Below are 18,224 nucleotides of genomic sequence, written 5' to 3' on the forward strand. Positions count from 1 at the left end.
GGCCCCGGGGAATCATCCCGGGGCCGTCCGCCGTTTGCCGCGAAGCAGCCGCGTCAGCTTTCCAGCAGGTCGGTCACCAGCGCCGCGATGGGAGAACGCTCGCTGCGCGTCAGGGTGATGTGCGCGAACAGCGGGTGCCCCTTGAGCTTCTCGATGACCGCAGCTACCCCATCGAACCGGCCGACGCGGAGGTTGTCGCGCTGGGCGATATCGTGGGTGAGCACGACCCGCGACCCGGTGCCGAGGCGGGAGAGCACGGTGAGCAGCACGTTGCGCTCCAGGGACTGGGCCTCGTCGACGATGACGAACGAATCGTGGAGGCTGCGTCCGCGGATGTGGGTGAGCGGCAGGACCTCGAGCATGCCGCGGGAGAGCACTTCCTCGATCACGTTGGGGCTGGCGAGCCCTTCGAGGGTGTCGAACACGGCCTGCGCCCAGGGCCCCATCTTCTCGCTCTCGCTGCCCGGCAGGTAGCCGAGCTCCTGTCCGCCGACGGCGTAGAGGGGCCGGAACACCACGATCTTGCGGTGGTTGCCATGCTCGAGGACTGATTCGAGCCCGGCGCACAGGGCGAGGGCTGACTTGCCGGTGCCCGCGCGGCCGCCGAGGGAAACGATGCCGACACTGTCGTCGAGGAGGATGTCGAGGGCGATGCGCTGCTCCGCGGACCGTCCGTGCAGCCCGAATGCCTCCCGGTCGCCCCGGACGAGCTTGATGGTCTTGTCGGCGGTGACGCGGCCCAGGGCGCTCGAGCTCGCGGAGAGCAGCCGCAGGCCGGTGTGGCAGGGCAGCTCGCGGGCCTCCTCGAGATCGATCTCGCCGGTCTCGAACAGCGCATCGATGGTGGCGCGATCGACGGAGACCTCGGTCATGCCGGTCCAGCCGGAGATCACGACGTCGTGGGCGTGGTACTCGTCGGCGCGCAGGCCCACGGCCCCGGCCTTGACGCGCAGCGGGATGTCCTTGCTGACGAGCACCACATCCTGGCCCTCCGCGGCGAGGTTGAGCGCGCAGGCGAGGATGCGCGAGTCGTTGGTCTCGGTGCGGAAACCCGCGGGCAGGACATCGGGATCGATGTGGTTGAGCTCGACGCGGAGGGTGCCGCCGAGGGTGCCGACGGGCACGGGGCTGTCGAGCCGGCCGTGCTCGGTGCGGAGGTCCTCGAGGGTGCGCAGGGATTCCCGGGCGAACCAGCCGAGCTCGGGGTGGTGGCGCTTGGCCTCGAGCTCGCCGATGACGACGAGAGGAAGGACGATGTGGTGCTCGTCGAACCGCGCGAGCGCCCTCGGGTCGGACAGCAGGACCGACGTGTCGAGGACATATGTGCGGACGGAACGTGGGGTGTTCGTCACGGTCACGGGCGCTCCTTTGCCCACGCGCACCACTGTGGGCGGTCTCGCTGTGGCCGGGGTGGTCCCGTGCGCCGGGTCGGGTGCCGACCCTTTCGTGATGGCGGTCAGGGCTTCCCGGGTAGGCACGTGATGTGCCCTACACCGGCGACGCTACCGCTCGCTCGTTGTCGAGGTGACGCCATGGCGGTAAACGTTGGGTGAACCGTTACGAAAGGCGGCGAGACCACTGTTCACCTGTGGTTTCGCCGCCTTCGTCGTGCTTGCTAGCCGATCAGGCGCCAGTCCTCGAGGCCCTCGTACAGCGGGAGCTCCTTCGCCAGCGCGGAGACCTCGCCACGTAGCTTATCCACGTCGGCGGCGCCGGTGAGGGCGCGGGCGATGATGTCGGCGACCTTGCTGAACTCGGCGTCGCCGAACCCGCGGGTGGCGAGCGCGGCGGTGCCGATGCGCAGGCCGGAGGTGACCATCGGCGGCCTCGGGTCGAACGGGACAGCGTTGCGGTTGACGGTGATGCCTGCCTCGTGGAGGAGGTCCTCGGCCTGCTGGCCGTCGAGCTCGGAATCACGCAGGTCGACGAGCACGAGGTGCACATCGGTGCCGCCGGTGAGGACGGAGATGCCCTTGCCCGCGACGTCGCTGTGGGTGAGGCGCTCCGCGATGATGCGGGCACCGGAGAGGGTGCGCTGCTGGCGCTGCGCGAACTCCTCGGTCGCGGCGATCTTGAACGCGACTGCCTTCGCGGCGATCGCATGCATCAGCGGTCCACCCTGCTGCCCGGGGAAAACTGCCGAGTTGATGGGCTTCTGCCATTCCTTGGTGCCCATGATCAGCCCGGAGCGGGGGCCGCCGAGCGTCTTGTGGACGGTGGTGGAGACGATGTCGGCGTGCGGCACGGGCGAGGGGTGCAGGCCCGCGGCGACGAGGCCAGCGAAGTGGGCCATGTCCACCCACAGCTTCGCGCCGACCTCATCAGCGATGGCGCGGAACGCGGCGAAGTCCTGCTGGCGGGGGTAGGCCGACCAGCCGGCGACGATGACCTCGGGGCGGAACTCGAGCGCCTTCGCGCGGATGGCGTCCATGTCCACGCGGAAGGTGGTGGGATCGACGCCGTAGAAGCCGACCTCGTAGAGCTTGCCGGAGAAGTTGAGGCGCATGCCGTGGGTGAGGTGGCCGCCGTGGGCGAGATCGAGGCCCATCAGCCGCTCGCCCGGCTTCATCAGCGCATGCAGGACCGCCGCGTTGGCCTGGGCGCCCGCATGGGGCTGCACGTTGGCGAACTCGGCGCCGAACAGGGCCTTGGCACGATCGCGCGCGAGGTTCTCGACGACATCGACGTGCTCGCAGCCACCGTAGTAGCGGCGCCCCGGGTAGCCCTCGGCGTACTTGTTGGTCAGGACGGAGCCCTGGGCCTGCAGCACCGCACGGGGCACGAAGTTCTCCGACGCGATCATCTCGAGGGTGTCGCGCTGCCTCGCGAGCTCACCGGCCATCGCTGCCGCGACGTCGGGATCGACCTCAGCGAGCGATGCGGTGAAGCTCGAAGCGGCAGCGGATGCAGCAGTCATCAGTGAAATCTCCTGGGTTCTTCGTCCGTGGCGACGTCGATCGCGCGAAGCCTGCCCAAGTGTACGGAACTTCACAGCCCCGGTGAAACCCGCCACGAGCGAGCAGCAGCGGACGGTTCAGCTCCGTGCCCGGCCGAGATCGGCCCGCAGCGTGCCCGGCAGCAGGGGCTCGTCGAGCAGCCGCGCGAACCTTCCCCCCGAGCCTGGCTGCCCGGCCACCGGGGTGCTCGTGTCGTCGAGGCGCAACCAGTCGCGCAGCAACTGGTAGCCCTCCACATAGGTGCTCACGTAGGCCCGCCAGAGCGGCGAGGTGAGGAACCGGAGCGTCTGCCGGGCGCGCTGCGGGGTGATGAGCAGCCAGCGCTGCAGGAACTCCGCCACCTCGTCGGCATCGGCGTGGCGGTCGTGGAGCATGATGGCCGCGTCCTGCCGGACGGCCAGCAGCCCCGATGCCGCGGCGGCGATCCGTTGCGCGCGCTCCCCGTCGAAGCGCAGGCCAAGGTCGGCGTAGATCTCCTGGGCCCAGGTGCCCCACTGCTCCCCCGCTGCCGCGTGCAGCGCGAGGTCCGCGAGCCCCTCGGCCATGAGGCATTGCGGGGTATTGACGAGGAAGATGGTCTGCTCGGGCTGCCCCTGCTCGACGAGCGCGATGTCCTTGTGGCAGTGCTCGGTGTGGTGGCCGGGGTATGCCTCGTGGGCGATCAGGTGCGGCAGCGAGGAGGTGTGCTGCCGCAGGTCGGCGTTGATGGCAACGGTGGAGCGGAAGCCGCCCTCGTAATAGTTGAAGCCCGACCACGGCTTGTCGGTGACGATGTCGAAGGTGACCTGCTCGTTGGCGGGCAGGCCGAAGCGGGTCCGCACGATATCGCGCAGCGCGCTCGAGAATGCCGCCACGCATTCGTCGAGCCGCTCGGGCGGGATCTCCTCGCTGGCCCGGTGCGCGCGCATCCGCTCGGCGAGGTCGTCGTTCCCGGGGAGGAGCGCGTCGAGCTCGCGGTGGGCCTGCCGGTAGTGCTCGGGGTCGCCGAGCCCGATCTCGACGTCGAAGTAGTCGCGGACCTCCTCGATGAACGGGACAGCCTCGCCGGCGAGCTTGCGGCCGGAGCACTCGAGCGCCCGCAGGTGCGTGGCGATGAACTCGCGGCGCTGCGCCGGCAGATCGCTCTGGTCGATGTCGCGGCGCAGCCGGCGGGCCTCGGCGGCGAGCCGCGCGGGATCGGGAGCGGGTTCGTCGAGGACCTCGCGCCGCAGCGCGGGATCGCCGGTGTAGGCGTCGACGAATCCTTCCTCGATGCGGTCGAACCGCAGACCGAGCCGCAGGTAGTCGTTGACGAGTCCGTCCGTGGGCGCCGCGCTGTCCATGACGGTCCACGATATCGGCAACGCGGCCGTGCCCGCCGAGGTACTGGATCCGGAGCGCGTCGCAGGGGCTAGGATCTGCCTGTAGGGCCGCGTGGGCAGGGCATCGGGCCAAGCACGAGGAGTTGACGATCAGTTCGAACATCGGTGAGCGCACGGAATCCAGGTCCGGCGCCCGGCACTACGCCAGCGAGGGGGCTTGTCGATGAGCGAGCCGAGCCCGTATGTGGCGTTCACCCGCGACCAATGGCGAGGGCTGCGCAGGTCGCAGCCGATGGTGCTGACCGAGGATGAGCTGCGCGGGCTGCGCGGACTCGGCGAGCAGATCGATCTCGCGGAGGTCGAGGAGGTGTACCTGCCGCTTTCCCGGCTGATCCATTTGCAGGTGGCGGCGCGGCAAAGGCTGTTCGCCGCGACCGCGACATTCCTCGGCGAGGCGCACCCCGACCAGCAGGTCCCGTTCGTGATCGGGGTCGCCGGTAGCGTCGCGGTGGGCAAGTCCACCACCGCGCGCGTGCTGCAGGCGCTGCTCGCGCGGTGGGAGAACCATCCGCGGGTGGACCTAGTGACCACCGATGGGTTCCTGCATTCGACGCGGGAGCTGCAGCGGCGCGGGATCATGCACCGCAAGGGTTTTCCCGATAGCTATGACCGGCGGGCGCTGCTGCGCTTCGTCACGGAGGTCAAGTCGGGCGCCGCGGAGGTTTCCGCGCCGGTGTACTCGCATCATGCGTATGACATCGTGGCCGGGGCGCGGCACGTGGTGCGCCAGCCCGACATCCTGATCATCGAGGGCTTGAACGTGCTGCAGACCGGCCCGACGCTGATGGTGTCGGACCTGTTCGATTTCTCCATCTATGTCGATGCGCGCATCGAGGACATCGAGGACTGGTACATCCAGCGGTTCCTGACGCTGCGCAAGACGGCGTTCGCGGATCCGCGCTCGCACTTCCACCACTACTCGTCGCTGTCGGATGAGGATGCGCGCGCCAAGGCGTCCGAGATCTGGGCGTCGATCAACTATCCGAACCTCGTGGAGAACATCCTGCCGACCCGCCCCCGGGCGACGCTGGTGCTGCGCAAGGACAACAATCACCGGATCAACAGGCTGCGGCTGCGCAAGCTGTGAGCCTGCCGCCGGTGCTTCTCAGCGACCGAAGCGGCGGTGGCGGGCGCCGTAGTCGCGCAGTGCGCGGAGGAAGTCGACGCGCCGGAACTCGGGCCAGTAGGCCTCGGTGAACCAGATCTCGGAGTAGGCGCTCTGCCACAGCAGGAAGCCGGAGAGGCGTTGCTCGCCGGAGGTGCGGATGACGAGGTCGGGGTCGGGCTGGCCTGAGGTGTAGAGGTGATCGGCGATGCCTTCGACGGTGATGGACTCGATGAGCTCGTCGCCGGTCTTCCCCGCGGAGATGGCGCGGGCGAGCAGCGCGCGGACGGCGTCGGAAATCTCCTGGCGGCCGCCATAGCCGACCGCGACGTTGACGTTGGTCCCGGTGCGCCCGCGGGTGCGCCGCGCGGCCTCCTGAAGACGCGTCGCGGCGGCTTCCGGGAGCAATTCCATCGCACCGACGACGCGGACGCGCCAGTTCTTGCCGGGCCCGGAGATCTCCTCGACGACGTCGGTGATGATCTCGAGGAGCGCGGCGAGCTCATCGGGGTCGCGGTGGAGGTTCTCGGTGGAGAGCAGGTAGATCGTGGTGAGGCCGACGCCTGCCTCGTCGCACCATTCGAGCATCTCGGCGATCTTGCGCGCGCCCATGCGGTAGCCGTGGCTGACGTCGGTGAAGCCCGCCGCGCGTGCCCAGCGGCGGTTTCCGTCGCAGAGGACGGCGATGTGCTTGGGACGCTGCATGCCTTCGAGCTTCCGGAGGAGTCGCTGCTCGTACAGCCGGTACACCGTTGTGGACGGTAGCTTCACAGTTCGATCACCACGGTGACGTAGCCTACGCCGCTTGCCAGGCAGCTTTGGGCGACTCGGGGGAGGACAATGGATTAACGGCGAGTTGAACGCGCCACACAGCAAGTTACTGTTGCGTAACCTACGCTACCGTAAGTAAAGTTCCTGCCCGGACAAACAGCCCTATAAGGAGGCGACGGCTCCCATGTCATCGATCGTCGAGGCGCTCAAGCCGCTCAAGCCCCGCATGCGCGGGTGGATACATCTCTACGCGTTTGCCATCTCGATCATCACTGGCATCACTCTCGTCTCCGTGGTCGGTGCGCTGGAAGGATCGCGCGCGCTGCTCGCAGTGTCGATCTACAGCGTCACGATCTCCGGGCTGTTCGGGGTCAGCGCGCTCTACCATCGCGTCACCTGGAAGTCCCCCGCCAAGCGCATCTGGATGAAGCGGGCGGACCACTCGATGATCTTCCTGTTCATCGCCGGCAGCTACACGCCCTTCTGCATGCTCGCCCTGCCGGAGGACACGGGCCGACTCATCCTGACCGTGGTCTGGGCAGGTGCGCTCGCCGGGGTCGCGCTGAAGATGCTGTGGCCCACCTCGCCTGTCTGGCTCGGCGTGCCGCTGTATATCCTGCTTGGCTGGGCGGTCGCTTTCGTCATTCCCGACCTCGTCTCCGAGGCCGGAATGGTGCCCCTGGTGCTGCTCGCCGTGGGCGGCGTGTTCTATAGCGTGGGCGCGGTGCTCTACGCCACCAAGTGGCCCAACCCGTGGCCCACCACGTTCGGTCATCACGAGTTCTTCCACGCCGCGACCGTCATCGCCGCGCTCTGCCACTACATCGCGATCTGGCTGGTCGCCCTCAACTAGACCCCCCCCCCGCAGCTGGCTCAGCCCTCGATCGCGCGCGCCGCGCGGATGATCGTCGCCATCGCCTCGTCGAGCACCTCGGCGAGGCGATCGCCGTATCCGGTGTCGGCCCAGTGGCGGATCGCTGCCACGAGCCCCGCGACCAGGATGGCGGCGATCATCCGCGTCCGCAGCGCCGCCTCGCCAGGCTCGTCGCGCGCGGCGAGCGCTAAGCGGATGAACGACTCGAACTCAGCCATCTGGAGCGTCATGGCCGCGTGGATGCTGTCCTCCTCGAGCATCAGGCGCAGCCGCCGCGCAATGTCCTCGACCTCGTCTCGTTCCCATCCCGCCATGATGGTGGCCATGCCCGCGCGCATGGTCTCGAGCGCCTCGACGATGGAGCCGGGGGCCGCGGCGAGGAGCGCGAGGAGCTCGGGGTCGTAGTCATCGTGCAGGACGAGCTGCTCCTTGGTGCCGAAGTAGCGGTATACGGAGCTCGGCGAGGTATCGGCGGCGCGGGCGACCTGCTCGATGGTGACGTTCTGGTAGCCCTGGTCCTCGAAGAGGTCGAGCGCGGCGTGCTGGATGCGACGCATGGCCTCGGCCTTCTTGCGCTGGCGCAGACCGGGCTCGCGGTGCGTGGTGGGACTCATGGCACCATGCTAGCGAATTCTGACAGTCACTTGCAGTTCTACTCCATGATGCGCTACATTTTTGGTAGTCACTGTCATTTGACAGTCACTGACATTTCGCCTCGCCGCAGGAGCCAGCATGAAGCTCGCCATCGACGCGACCGCGCTCACCAAGGAGTTCGGCCGCTTCACCGCCCTCGACGGGCTCGACCTCCAGGTCGCCACCGGATCGATCCACGGCTTCCTCGGCCCCAACGGTGCCGGGAAATCCACCACCATCCGCATCCTTCTCGGCCTCATGCGGCGCACCGGCGGCAACGCCACCGTCCTCGGGCACGACCCCGCCACCCACGCGCTCGACATCCACCGCCGCACCGCCTACGTGCCAGGCGATGTCGCCTTCTGGCCCAGCCTCACCGGCGGCGAGACGCTCGACGTCCTCGCGCGCGCCAACCCTGGCACCAGCCCGCGCAAGCGCGCCGAGCTCATCGACCGCTTCCGTCTCGACCCCCGCAAGCGCATCCGCGGCTACTCCAAGGGAAACCGGCAGAAGATCGCCCTGATCTCCGCGTTCTCCGCCAGCCCGGACCTTCTCATCCTCGATGAGCCCACCACCGGGCTCGACCCGCTCATGCACGCCGAGTACGCGCAGTGCGTCACCGCCGCCGCCCGCGAAGGCACCACAGTACTGCTCTCGAGCCACATCCTCAGCGAGGTCGACCAGCTCTGCGACACCACCACCATCATCCGCGACGGCCGCACCGTGCAAACCGGATCGCTCGCCGAGCTCCGCGGCGCCGCCCGGTCCCACATCATCGCCCGCACCAGCGCCAAGCCCTCGCTCGACGACGCCGACGGCCTGGCCAACCTCGCCACCTCCGCCGATGACGGCGACCACCGCACCGAGTTCGACATCTCGGCGCCAGGCCTGCCCGCGGTCATCAACCGCCTCGACGCCGCTGGCCTCCTCGAGCTCTCGTGCACGCCCCCCACCCTCGAGGACCTCTTCCGCAGCTACTACGCCACCCCGAGCGGGAGCACCCGATGACCGGCACCGCCACGCTCCTCCGGCTGCTCCTGCGCCTCGACCGGGCACGCATGGCCATCTGGCTCCTCGCCCTGCCCGCCCTCGTCTGGCTCGGCGCCCGGTCGATCGCCTCCCTCTACCCCACCGCCGCCGAGCGCGTCGCCTACGCCCGCACCAACGGCCAGATCACCGCCCAGATCGCCATGAGCGGCCCCCCGCGCGGACTCGACACCATCGGCGGCATCACCGTCTACGAGGCCGGCTGGCTCGCCAGCATCGCCATCGCCGCCAGCGCGATCCTCCTCGCGATCCGCGCGACCCGCGCCCACGAGGATTCCGGCGCGTGGGAACTCATCCTTGCCGGACAGATCGGCCCGCGCGCCCCCCTCGCGGCCAGCGCCTTGCTCGTCACCGTCAACCAGCTCGTGCTCGGCGCCGCCATCAGTCTCGCCCTCCTCGCAGCAGGCGCGGACCACGGCGGCTCCCTGGCATTCGGTGCCGCTGCCGCGACGATCGGCATCCTGTTCGGAATGCTCGCGCTGCTCGCCGCGCAGGTAGCCAGCAACGCTTCCGCGGCACGCAGGCTCGCGCTCGGCATCCTCGGCGCCTCCTTCGCGCTGCGCGCCATCCACGACACCACCGACCTGCCCCTCGGCTGGGCATCGCCGCTGAGCTGGGCCCAGGCCAGCGAGCCCTTCGGGAGCAACGATCCCCTCCCGCTCGCCGCAACGGTCGCCGCCGCGGCCATGATCTTCCTGCTCGCGCTCGCCGTCAACGCGCGCCGCGACCTTGGGCAAGGACTGCTCGCCGCGCGGCCCGGGCCAGCGAGCGCGGGGCCGCTGCTGCAGACGCTTCCTGGCCTGCACCTGCGGCTCGCGCGCGGCACCATCCTCGCCTGGGCCGTCGCCGCGGGCATCACGTTCGCCGCGTTCGGCTCCATCGTGCCCAGCATCGACAGCATCGCTGGATCCTCGGAGGCCACCGCCGAGGTCATGGCCGCCTACGGCGACCAGTCCCTCACTGATGCGTTCCTCGCCTTCTGCTTGATCGCTCTCGCCATCCTCGCCGCCGGGGGCGCTACTGCCGTGGCGCTGCGCCTGCACGCCGATGAGCGAGCGGGCCGCCTCCCCGCCCTCGCGGTGGCCCCGCTCCGCCGGCACCGCGTTCTCGCGCTCTACGCGCTGCCGATGCTCCTTGCCGCAGTGCTGACCTGCCTCGTCGGCGGCACCGCCCTCGCGATCGGCGCGGGCGCCAGCGGGAATGATTGGTCGGCCACCACGAGCATCATCACCGGTGGCCTGGTGCAGGCAGCACCGGCGCTCGTGCTCGGCGCGCTCGCGCTCGCCCTGGCTGCCACTGCTCCACGCCTCGTGGGCATCGCATGGCTGGTGTACGCAGCGTCCGCCATCATCGCGATCCTGGGGCCCGTGCTGCGCCTCCCGGGGTGGGCGAGCGACCTCACGCCCTTCGCCCATGTCGCCGACTACCCCTCCGCGGCCTTTCCCTGGGCCTTGCTCGGCATCGCGGCAGCGCTGCTGATCGCCGCCGCGACGGGCTTCGCGCGGCGCGACATCGCCGGATGACCAGTGACCGAGGGACTCCGGCCCAGGGGGTGGGAGCGTGGCTGTAGTCCGCAATAGTCACTGAGATGACGAAACGGCGATCCTGCGTTATGGTCGTTGGCATGACTCCTGTCAGGTCGTATTGGCGCTTTACACCGGCTCCGGGTGGAGCCGGTCGTCGATTCGCGCGCTGACGATCACTGTTCATCCGGAGCCCAAGCCGCAGGCAGCACCGCCTGCTGGCTTCCAGTCCGCTAGTCGGCGGGCACCGGGATGAGCATTCCACGTGTGGCCGCCTCAGCATCAACGAAAGGCCCACGATGTCTCTCTCCCTCGGCGACGATGTCCAGCCCGCCAGCCAGCATGGCACCGCAGCCTCCACGAGCGACGTGCATATCCGCTCCATCTCGCCCCTGCCGAGCCCGCGCGCGATCCTCGACGAGATGCCGCTCGGCGACGAGCGTGCCACCCTCGTCGCCACCACCCGCGACGAGGTCCGCGCCATCCTCGACGGCACCGATGACCGCCTCGTCGTAGTCACCGGCCCCTGCTCGGTGCACGACACCGAGGCCGCGCTCGACTACGCGCAGCGGCTCGCCCCGATCGCCCACGCCCACCGCGACGAGCTGCGCATCGTGATGCGCATGTACTTCGAGAAGCCCCGCACCACCGTCGGCTGGAAGGGCTTGATCAACGATCCCGGCATGGACGAGACCTACGACATCCCGCGCGGCCTGCGGCTCGCCCGCTCCGTGCTGCTCGGCGTGCTCGACACGGGCCTGCCAGTAGGATGCGAGTTCCTCGAGCCAACCAGTCCCCAGTACATCGCCGACACCGTCACCTGGGGCGCCATCGGGGCCCGCACCACCGAGAGCCAGGTGCATCGCCAGCTCGCGTCCGGAGTCTCGATGCCCATCGGCTTCAAGAACGCCACCGACGGCAACGTGCAGGTCGCGATCGATGGCTGCCGGGCCGCGGGAGCAGCACAGGTGTTCTTCGGCTCCGATGTCGAGGGCAAGGCGGCCCTCGTCTCGACGACCGGAAACCCTGACACCCACGTCATCCTGCGCGGGGGGCGCGGCGGGCCCAACTACTACGAGGCAGACATCGAGGCAGCCGTGGCACTGCTCGGCAAGGCAGGGCTGCCCGGCTCGGTGATGGTCGATGCGAGCCACGCCAACTCGGGCAAGAGCCACATCCGCCAGGCCGAGGTAGCGCGCGAGGTCGCCGCGATGGTCGCGTCCGGCAACCAGGGGATCTCCGGGGTGATGCTGGAGAGCTTCCTCGTCGCGGGCCGCCAGGAGCCAGGCCCCGGCACGCTCGTCTACGGGCAGTCAGTGACCGATGCCTGCATGGATCTCGGTACCACCGAGAGCCTGCTCGACGAGCTCGCCGCCGCCGTGATCAGCCGTCGGAAGCAGCAAGCAGCGCAGTAAGAGCGTCGCGGTCGCCCACGGGCGCCTGGCACACCGTGCCCCGGCACACGTAGGCCGCTGGCTGGCCGTCCACGGCAGGGCGGTCGGCCAGCGGCGGCGTGGAGCCCTCCTCTGCAGCGACCACGACCGCGCCTCCCGGTGATCCTGCCCGCGCGGCCGCGAGCAACCCGCCATCGTCCCCGCCGGTGGTGCTGATCGCCACCTCGATCGGGCCATGCAGGGCAGCCTCCGCCACCGCGAACCAATGCCCCGCCGAGCGCGGCGCACGCTGGATCGGCAGGACTCCCCGCGCCAGGGACGCCTCCGCGTGCTCCCGGTACCGGATAGCCTTCTCCGGCTCGGCGATGACCGCGAGCGCGAGCAACGCCTCGGTGATCGTCGATGCGCCCGAGGGCGTGGCTCCATCCAGCGGATCACGGGGGCGCGCGAGAAGCGTCTCGGCATCATCAGCGGTATCGAACCAGCTGCCCGGAGCCTCGGCATCCGCGAAGCGCGCCAGCGCGACGTCGGCAAGCTCCTCGGCACTGGCCCGCCAGCGATCCTCGCCCGTGGCCTGGTAGAGCGCGAGCAAGCCCACCGCGAGCGCGCCATGATCGTCGAGGACCGCGACGGCGTCGCCGACCGACCCGCCCAGCGAAGCACGCCGCAGCCGGCCATCCACGACATGCGTGCCGAGCAAGTAATCGGCGGCGACCCGCGCCTGCTCGACCCACTGGGGCTCATCGAGGGCCAGCCCGGCCTCGACGAGCGCGGTGATGGCGAGCCCGTTCCATGCAGTAACGACCTTGTCGTCGCGCTCCGGCTGGGGCCGCTCGTCCCGCGCGACGCGCAGCGCGGCCCGGACCTGGGCGAAGCGCTCGGCGTCATCGGGGTCACCAGGCAGTTGCAGCACGCTCTGCGCGCCCTCGAACGTACCCGTGCTTCCGACGGCGAACAGGCTGGCCGCCCACAATCCATCCTCGAGGCCGAGGACATCCATCAGTTCCTGCGGCGTCCACGCATACGTCAGGCCCTCCACGCCCTCGGTGTCCGCATCGAATGCCGAGGCGAATCCGCCCTCGGGTGTCCGCAAGTCCTGCAGCAGGAAGCCCGCGGTCTCCCGCGTCACCCGCGCGGCGAGGGCATCACCCGTCCGGCGCGCGAGGTGCGCGTAGAACCGCAGCAGCAGCGCATTGTCGTAGAGCATCTTCTCGAAGTGCGGCACCACCCACTCGGCATCCACCGCATACCGGGAGAACCCGCCCGCGAGCTGGTCATAGATGCCGCCGCGCGCCATCGCCGCGGCTGCCCGCTGTATCGTCGGCAAGCCTTCGCCAGTGCGCTCATAGCGCCGCAGCAAGCCCTCGAGCAGCGCGGACGGCGGGAACTTCGGCGCGCCCCCGAACCCGCCGCGCTCGGTGTCCTCATCGGCCAGGACCGCTGCCGCGGAGGCCTCGAGCATGGCCGCATCGGGCAGTCGCTCCCCCGCCGGCAGCGCGCCCGCGTTCTCGCGCAGGGCGGCGGTCACCGAGCCTGCCGCGCGGTGCACATCCTCGCGCCGGTCCCGCCAGGTGCCCGAGATCGCGGCGAGCACCTGCGGGAACGTTGGCATGCTGCCACGAGGCCGCGCCGGGAAATACGTGCCGCAATAGAATGGCTCCCCGCCCGGGGTGAGGAAGCACGTCATGGGCCACCCACCCTGGCCGGTCATCGCGACCGTGGCATTCATGTAGATCGCATCGAGGTCCGGGCGCTCCTCACGATCCACCTTGATGCACACGAAGTCCCGGTTCATCATGGCCGCGATCTCTTCGTCCTCGAACGACTCGTGCGCCATCACATGGCACCAGTGGCACGAGGCATAGCCGATCGACAACAGGATCGGCACGTCCCGCTCGCGCGCCCACTCAAGCGCGCCGCTGCTCCACTCCTGCCAATGCACCGGGTTGCTGGCATGCTGGCGCAGGTAAGGGCTCGACGCCCCGCCCAGCATGTTGCGCGACCGCTCCTGCTCCCCGGCCCCGCTCATTGTGGCTGGTCCGTCTCCACGGCTGAGCGATCAGTGCCCTCATCGACCGCCTGATCTGGCTCGGGATGCTCCCGCTCGAACGTCTCCGGCAGATTGGCCAGATGCTTGTTCATCGACCGGATCAGCAGGAACAGCCCGACCGCGAGCAGCAGGATGATCGCCGCCGCGACCGGCGGCGCCTTGCCGAACTCGGGGCCAGTCGTCTCCACGCCATTCTGGGCGAGGAAAGTGGCACCCTCGGCCAGCGCCCAGTTGCCCCAGGCCGCGACGTCAGGAATATGGGTGGCCACGATCAGTCTTGCTCCTTCGCATCATCGCCGGCAACGAGGCCAGCGAACAGATCAGTCTCCGGGATGGCTGTGCGGACCCTCGTCCGAGCGAGCTCGAACTCCTCGGTCGGCCACAGCCGCTGCTGCATCTCCAGCGGCACCACGAAGAACGGGCCGTTCGGATCCACCTGCGTCGCATGGGCGCGCAGCGCATCATCCCGGAAGGGGAAGAAATCACCACAGGTGATCTGGGTGGTCACGCGCCCCATGATGTCGCCCTGCCGGGGCTTCCAGTTCGCCAGCCACTCCGCGTAGGGGCTCTCGAGGCCGCGGGCGAGGAAGTCATCATGGAACAACTGCATGCGATCGCGCAGGAAGCCATGCACGTAGTAGATCTTCGACGGCGCCCACGGCTCGCCCGCTCCGGGGAACTGGGCCGGGTCGCCCGCCGCCTCGAAGGCCTCCATCGATACCTTGTGGCACATGATGTGATCGGGATGGGGATAGCCACCATTTTCGTCATAAGTGATCATCACGTGCGGCTTGAACTCCCGGACCACCCGTACCAGCGCCTCGGTGGCCACATCCATCGGAACCAGCGCGAACGCGTCTTCGGGCAGCGGCGGCAAGGGATCACCCTCCGGCAAGCCCGAATCGACGAAGCCCAGCCAGCGATGCTGCACGCCCAGGATCTTCGCGGCCTGCGCCATCTCCTCCTGCCGCACCTCGTTGATGCGCTCGAGCACGCCCGGGATGTCCATCGCAGGGTTCAGCACATCGCCACGCTCGCCACCGGTCAAGGTGACGACCATGACCTCGTGGCCCTCCTTGGCATAGCGGGCCATCGTGGCGGCACCCTTGCTCGCCTCATCATCAGGGTGCGCGTGTACCGCCATGAGCCTCAAACCGGCCACGATATCTCCTCCGCATCTCCCCTGCGCGACCCCTGGGCCGCCTGGTGGCGCCCACGTCCAGCCTGCCGTGGACTCTCACGATTCCGCATGAGCGGCACGACGGCAACTCACGGTCAGCTCGCGCGCCACGCTCCATAAGAGGATACGTGTGGCCGCCCGTGCCTCGCCACGGCGCACCGCCCGGCTACCCTCGGCCCAGCGCAGCGGGCAGCGAGCGCCAGGCGGGTGGCATCATGGGAGGCAAGCACCTCCACAATCCCCCATCACGTCCAACGGGAAGCACCGCCTTGACCAGCACGCAGCACGACCAGCCCCCGAGATACCCCGGAGCAGCATCGAATGGGCGGACCAGGCGACCGTTCGTGATCGCGCTCGGAGTGGTCTTCGCCCTCGGGATCGCCGTGATCGCCTACCTCGGCTACCGGCCGATCACCTCGGCACCCATCGAGGCCGAGTCGCTCGGCTATGAGGTCATCGACGACCAGACCATCACGCTGCGGTTCAAGGTCGTCCGCGACGATCCGGAAGCCGACGTGGTGTGCATCGTGCGATCCCGGTCCCGCGACGGATCGGAAACCGGGCGGCGCGAAGTTCTCGTCCCCGGCTCCCCCAGCAGTGCCGTCGAGGTGACCACCACCATCATTACCTCCAAGCCGCCAGGAATGGCCGAGGTCTACGGCTGCGGCGGCACCGTCCCGGCGTACCTCCAGCCCCAGCAGGGCTAGGCGCGAGGCTTCGGGGCTCGGGGCTCGTTGGGGTGCCCACCGCCTCGCCGACCGCACATGCTCGTGGCCCCGCCCGCGCTCCCACGGGCAGGGCCACGAGGCACGGATCAGGACTCGAGCGAGCCCGACTCCACCTCAGCGGTGGTGACATCCGGAATGATCAACGCGCCCGGAGTGCATGTCACGAGGATGCCACCCACCAGGTCAGTGGCGCTGAGCAGGACCAGGAAGGCATTGCCGTCGGCGTCAGCGGTGCCACCGAACACCTGGGGCGGCACGGTCACGCACTCGGCCTCGGGCTCGGCGCCGGACACCGAGACAATGATGACGGGGCCCAGCTCCATCGCGGTGGCACCGAACTCGGTCTGGGCCGACGCCATCCCGGAGGCAGCGAGCATCATCGGAACCGTAGCGGCGGCGGCGATTCCCGCGCGCACGACATTTCGCATGGGTCGTTCTCCCTTGATCAGGAATATGCAGTGACGGGCGTCACCCTCGACCAGAATGCTCGATGGCGCACGGTTCCGCAGCATTTTCCGCCCGGAAAACCCTGGGGCGAAAGACAATCGAGGAAAACCGGCATATCCGGCATAGACTGCGGCGCGGGCGGGAACGAGCTGCCGGGCCCACCGGATCGATCTGCTCGGGCTGGCATTCGGCAAGCCGCGGTTCAGGATTCATTAGACCGCTGTTCATGCAAAGGACGTGTATCCTGTATGGGCACGGCCCTGAGTGGGGCCGTGTACGCGCATGTGGGAGCAATTGTTCCCAATGGCATGGCGACCGTGGATGGTTCCCGGTCCGCCCGGCTTGGGCTTGGTGACAAGCGCACCAGCCACAGTATAAAGGAGTGATCGACAATGACCGACACGAAGGCGAGCTGGCTTACCCAGGAGTCGTACGACAAGCTCGATCGTGAACTCCAGGCGCTCATCGCTAATCGACCCGTGATCGCCGCGGAGATCAACGCGCGACGCGAGGAAGGCGACCTTCGGGAGAACGGCGGATACCACGCTGCCCGCGAGGAGCAGGGGCAGCAGGAAGCGCGCATCCGCCAGCTTCAGGAACTGCTCAACAACGCCAAGGTCGGTCAGGCGCCCAAGCAGTCCGGTGTCGCCCTTCCCGGCTCCGTCGTCACGGTCTACTACGGTGGCGACGAATCAGATTCCGAGACGTTCCTCATCGCGACGCGCGAGGAGAGCACGGCGACGGATGAGCTCGAGACCTACTCCCCCAGCTCCCCCCTTGGCTCGGCATTGATCGACGCCAAGGTCGGTGAGACGAAGGAGTACAAGCTGCCGAACGGCAAGATCATGACCGTGACCCTCACCAAGGCAGAGCCTTACCACGGCTGACACCAGCTACTTCCGCGCAAGGCCCCCGGCACAACATGCCGGGGGCCTTGCGCATTGCTCCGACGTTCTGGCGATTCCGCAAGTGCACCGCTAGCAGCACGTGCGCCTGCACCGGCGCCGCTCCCTCAATCCAGCAGGCCCGCCAGCTGGCTCTCGTCGATGATCGTGATGGGGCGTCCGGCCGCGATGTGCTCGCGGGCCTTGCGCTCCTTGCTCGTCTCGATCGGGGATCCATTCGAATCGACCCAGGTGCCCTTGATGAGCATCGTGGTGCGCCGGGTGACATTGAGCTCGGGCTTGCCGCCACGCTCGGCGATCATGTCCCACAACGCTTCCCGGCTGCAACGCGAGAACTCGCCAGTGACCACGACGACCTGCCCATGGAAGGGATGCCCCGGATCGGCGGCCGGGTTCGGCTGGGGCATCTCGCTGGCCTTGCGGCTCGGCTGGTAGCCCTGCCAGGAGATCGTCGGCCGGGTCGATGCGCACAGCGTCAGCCCATGCGGGGATAGCGATCCGAGGACCGTATCGGTTGCTTTCGCATAGGCAGCGATATCCCGGGACTTGCGGGCCCCGGTGAGGTGCAGCGCGATGCCGGCAGCGGCGAGCGCATCCGCGGCAGCGTCGTGGTGCTGATCGAGCGGCACACCGACATGCTGGGCAATGGTGGGAAGCTTGTAGTTGACCAGCCCGGGCAGATCGATGCGCGACCACACCAGTGTGCAGCCGAACGAGATCTCTGGAACACCGATCCCCGACGCGCCGCAGGCCTCGCGCAGCGCCGTCATGTCGAATCGCGCGTTGTGGCACACCACCTGCTGATCGCCGATCACCTCATGGAACTGCTCCATGCGTTCCACGAATGAAGGCTGGCGAGCAACATCCTCCGGGGTGATGCCGTGGATCTCGATGTTGCCCGGATCGAAATGGCCAAGCCCTTGCGGCGGCTGGCAGAGCAGGCTCTCCGAACGGACCACGACGCCGTTCCTCACCACGGCGAAGCCAAGGGCACAGATGCTGCCCCACGAGCCGTTGGCGGTCTCCACGTCGAACGCCACGAAACTGGGGGCCTGCGCGCCACTGCGCACCGGGGCCGCATGCTGGATCGCCGCGGCCTCCTCGGCTTCTGGCAGTGGATCATCGAACAACGATCCCTGCTGCGGTCCAGACCGCCGCGCTGCCGCCATGACGCTCTCCATTCTCCCATCCACCTCGCGTGCCACGACACTAGCCGACGACACCGACACTTCCCGCGCCGCGCAAGAAG

General features: G+C 68.8%; 17 protein-coding genes. 7 read left to right on the forward strand and 10 right to left on the reverse strand.

Going from position 1 to position 18,224, the window contains the following annotated elements; genetic code table 11:
- Window positions 1-53 precede the first annotated feature (53 nt).
- From FXO18_RS09915 to FXO18_RS09925, 3 genes are all read right to left on the reverse strand, one after another.
- Complete coding sequence (locus tag FXO18_RS09915) at window positions 54-1,352, reverse strand: PhoH family protein (protein ID WP_187774295.1); 1,299 nt, start codon at window positions 1,350-1,352, stop codon at window positions 54-56.
- A 263-nt stretch (window positions 1,353-1,615) separates the two neighbouring features.
- Window positions 1,616-2,917, reverse strand: coding sequence for a serine hydroxymethyltransferase (glyA, locus tag FXO18_RS09920; protein ID WP_149360961.1), 1,302 nt, complete (start codon window positions 2,915-2,917; stop codon window positions 1,616-1,618).
- A gap of 117 nt (window positions 2,918-3,034) precedes the next feature.
- The gene (locus FXO18_RS09925) at window positions 3,035-4,279 is read right to left on the reverse strand and encodes a DUF885 domain-containing protein (RefSeq protein WP_149360962.1); all 1,245 of its coding nucleotides are present in this window, start codon (window positions 4,277-4,279) and stop codon (window positions 3,035-3,037) included.
- 202 nt (window positions 4,280-4,481) lie between these two features.
- Between FXO18_RS09925 and coaA the strand changes: the two genes are divergently transcribed.
- Entirely contained in the window at window positions 4,482-5,405 is a 924-nt protein-coding gene (coaA, locus tag FXO18_RS09930; RefSeq protein ID WP_149360963.1) for a type I pantothenate kinase, read from the forward strand.
- Window positions 5,406-5,423: 18 nt separating this feature from the next.
- Here the strand turns inward: coaA and FXO18_RS09935 are convergent, their stop codons facing one another.
- Complete coding sequence (locus FXO18_RS09935) at window positions 5,424-6,194, reverse strand: isoprenyl transferase (RefSeq protein ID WP_149360964.1); 771 nt, start codon at window positions 6,192-6,194, stop codon at window positions 5,424-5,426.
- Between the two features lie 184 nt (window positions 6,195-6,378).
- Between FXO18_RS09935 and trhA the strand changes: the two genes are divergently transcribed.
- Window positions 6,379-7,047, forward strand: a complete 669-nt coding sequence (trhA, locus tag FXO18_RS09940) for a PAQR family membrane homeostasis protein TrhA (protein ID WP_187774296.1) — start codon at window positions 6,379-6,381, stop codon at window positions 7,045-7,047.
- A gap of 20 nt (window positions 7,048-7,067) precedes the next feature.
- On the opposite strand, the gene FXO18_RS09945 is transcribed toward trhA, so the two are convergent.
- The gene (locus tag FXO18_RS09945; protein WP_149360965.1) at window positions 7,068-7,682 is read right to left on the reverse strand and encodes a TetR/AcrR family transcriptional regulator; all 615 of its coding nucleotides are present in this window, start codon (window positions 7,680-7,682) and stop codon (window positions 7,068-7,070) included.
- Between the two features lie 118 nt (window positions 7,683-7,800).
- Between FXO18_RS09945 and FXO18_RS09950 the strand changes: the two genes are divergently transcribed.
- The 3 genes from FXO18_RS09950 to FXO18_RS09960 all read left to right on the forward strand — a co-directional run bounded on the left by FXO18_RS09950 (window position 7,801) and on the right by FXO18_RS09960 (window position 11,686).
- Window positions 7,801-8,709 (forward strand): ABC transporter ATP-binding protein, encoded by a 909-nt coding sequence (locus FXO18_RS09950; protein ID WP_149360966.1) that lies wholly within the window; start codon window positions 7,801-7,803, stop codon window positions 8,707-8,709.
- Window positions 8,706-10,271: an ABC transporter permease gene (locus tag FXO18_RS09955; RefSeq protein ID WP_149360967.1), complete on the forward strand. Its 1,566-nt coding sequence runs from the start codon at window positions 8,706-8,708 to the stop codon at window positions 10,269-10,271. The genes FXO18_RS09950 and FXO18_RS09955 overlap by 4 nt, the downstream gene beginning before the upstream one ends.
- Window positions 10,272-10,570: 299 nt before the next feature.
- Window positions 10,571-11,686, forward strand: coding sequence for a 3-deoxy-7-phosphoheptulonate synthase (locus tag FXO18_RS09960; protein WP_149360968.1), 1,116 nt, complete (start codon window positions 10,571-10,573; stop codon window positions 11,684-11,686).
- Here the strand turns inward: FXO18_RS09960 and FXO18_RS09965 are convergent.
- The 3 genes from FXO18_RS09965 to mca are packed head-to-tail and all read right to left on the reverse strand — an operon-like array spanning window position 11,655 to window position 14,877.
- Window positions 11,655-13,694 carry a thioredoxin domain-containing protein gene (locus FXO18_RS09965; protein WP_149360969.1) on the reverse strand — a complete coding sequence of 680 codons (2,040 nt, stop codon included), beginning with the start codon at window positions 13,692-13,694 and terminating at the stop codon, window positions 11,655-11,657. The two genes, FXO18_RS09960 and FXO18_RS09965, sit on opposite strands and share 32 nt — an antisense overlap.
- Window positions 13,691-13,939 carry a hypothetical protein gene (locus tag FXO18_RS09970; protein WP_149361289.1) on the reverse strand — a complete coding sequence of 83 codons (249 nt, stop codon included), beginning with the start codon at window positions 13,937-13,939 and terminating at the stop codon, window positions 13,691-13,693. The genes FXO18_RS09965 and FXO18_RS09970 overlap by 4 nt, the downstream gene beginning before the upstream one ends.
- A 47-nt stretch (window positions 13,940-13,986) precedes the next feature.
- On the reverse strand, window positions 13,987-14,877 hold the full coding sequence (mca, locus tag FXO18_RS09975; protein WP_235900594.1) for a mycothiol conjugate amidase Mca: 891 nt from the start codon (window positions 14,875-14,877) through the stop codon (window positions 13,987-13,989).
- A 362-nt stretch (window positions 14,878-15,239) separates the two neighbouring features.
- Here mca and FXO18_RS09980 point away from each other — a divergent pair, with 362 nt between their 5' ends.
- Entirely contained in the window at window positions 15,240-15,602 is a 363-nt protein-coding gene (locus tag FXO18_RS09980) for a DUF4307 domain-containing protein (RefSeq protein ID WP_235900595.1), read from the forward strand.
- Between the two features lie 107 nt (window positions 15,603-15,709).
- On the opposite strand, the gene FXO18_RS09985 is transcribed toward FXO18_RS09980, so the two are convergent.
- The gene (locus FXO18_RS09985; protein WP_149360971.1) at window positions 15,710-16,051 is read right to left on the reverse strand and encodes a hypothetical protein; all 342 of its coding nucleotides are present in this window, start codon (window positions 16,049-16,051) and stop codon (window positions 15,710-15,712) included.
- A gap of 411 nt (window positions 16,052-16,462) precedes the next feature.
- Here FXO18_RS09985 and greA point away from each other — a divergent pair, with 411 nt between their 5' ends.
- Window positions 16,463-16,957, forward strand: a complete 495-nt coding sequence (gene greA, locus FXO18_RS09990) for a transcription elongation factor GreA (RefSeq protein ID WP_149360972.1) — start codon at window positions 16,463-16,465, stop codon at window positions 16,955-16,957.
- A 125-nt stretch (window positions 16,958-17,082) separates the two neighbouring features.
- Here the strand turns inward: greA and FXO18_RS09995 are convergent, their stop codons facing one another.
- Window positions 17,083-18,144 (reverse strand): exonuclease domain-containing protein, encoded by a 1,062-nt coding sequence (locus tag FXO18_RS09995; protein WP_187774297.1) that lies wholly within the window; start codon window positions 18,142-18,144, stop codon window positions 17,083-17,085.
- Window positions 18,145-18,224: the final 80 nt, after the last annotated feature.

It is taken from the genome of Lolliginicoccus suaedae (assembly GCF_008312885.1).
GTDB classification, from domain to species: Bacteria; Actinomycetota; Actinomycetes; order Mycobacteriales; family Mycobacteriaceae; genus Lolliginicoccus; species Lolliginicoccus suaedae.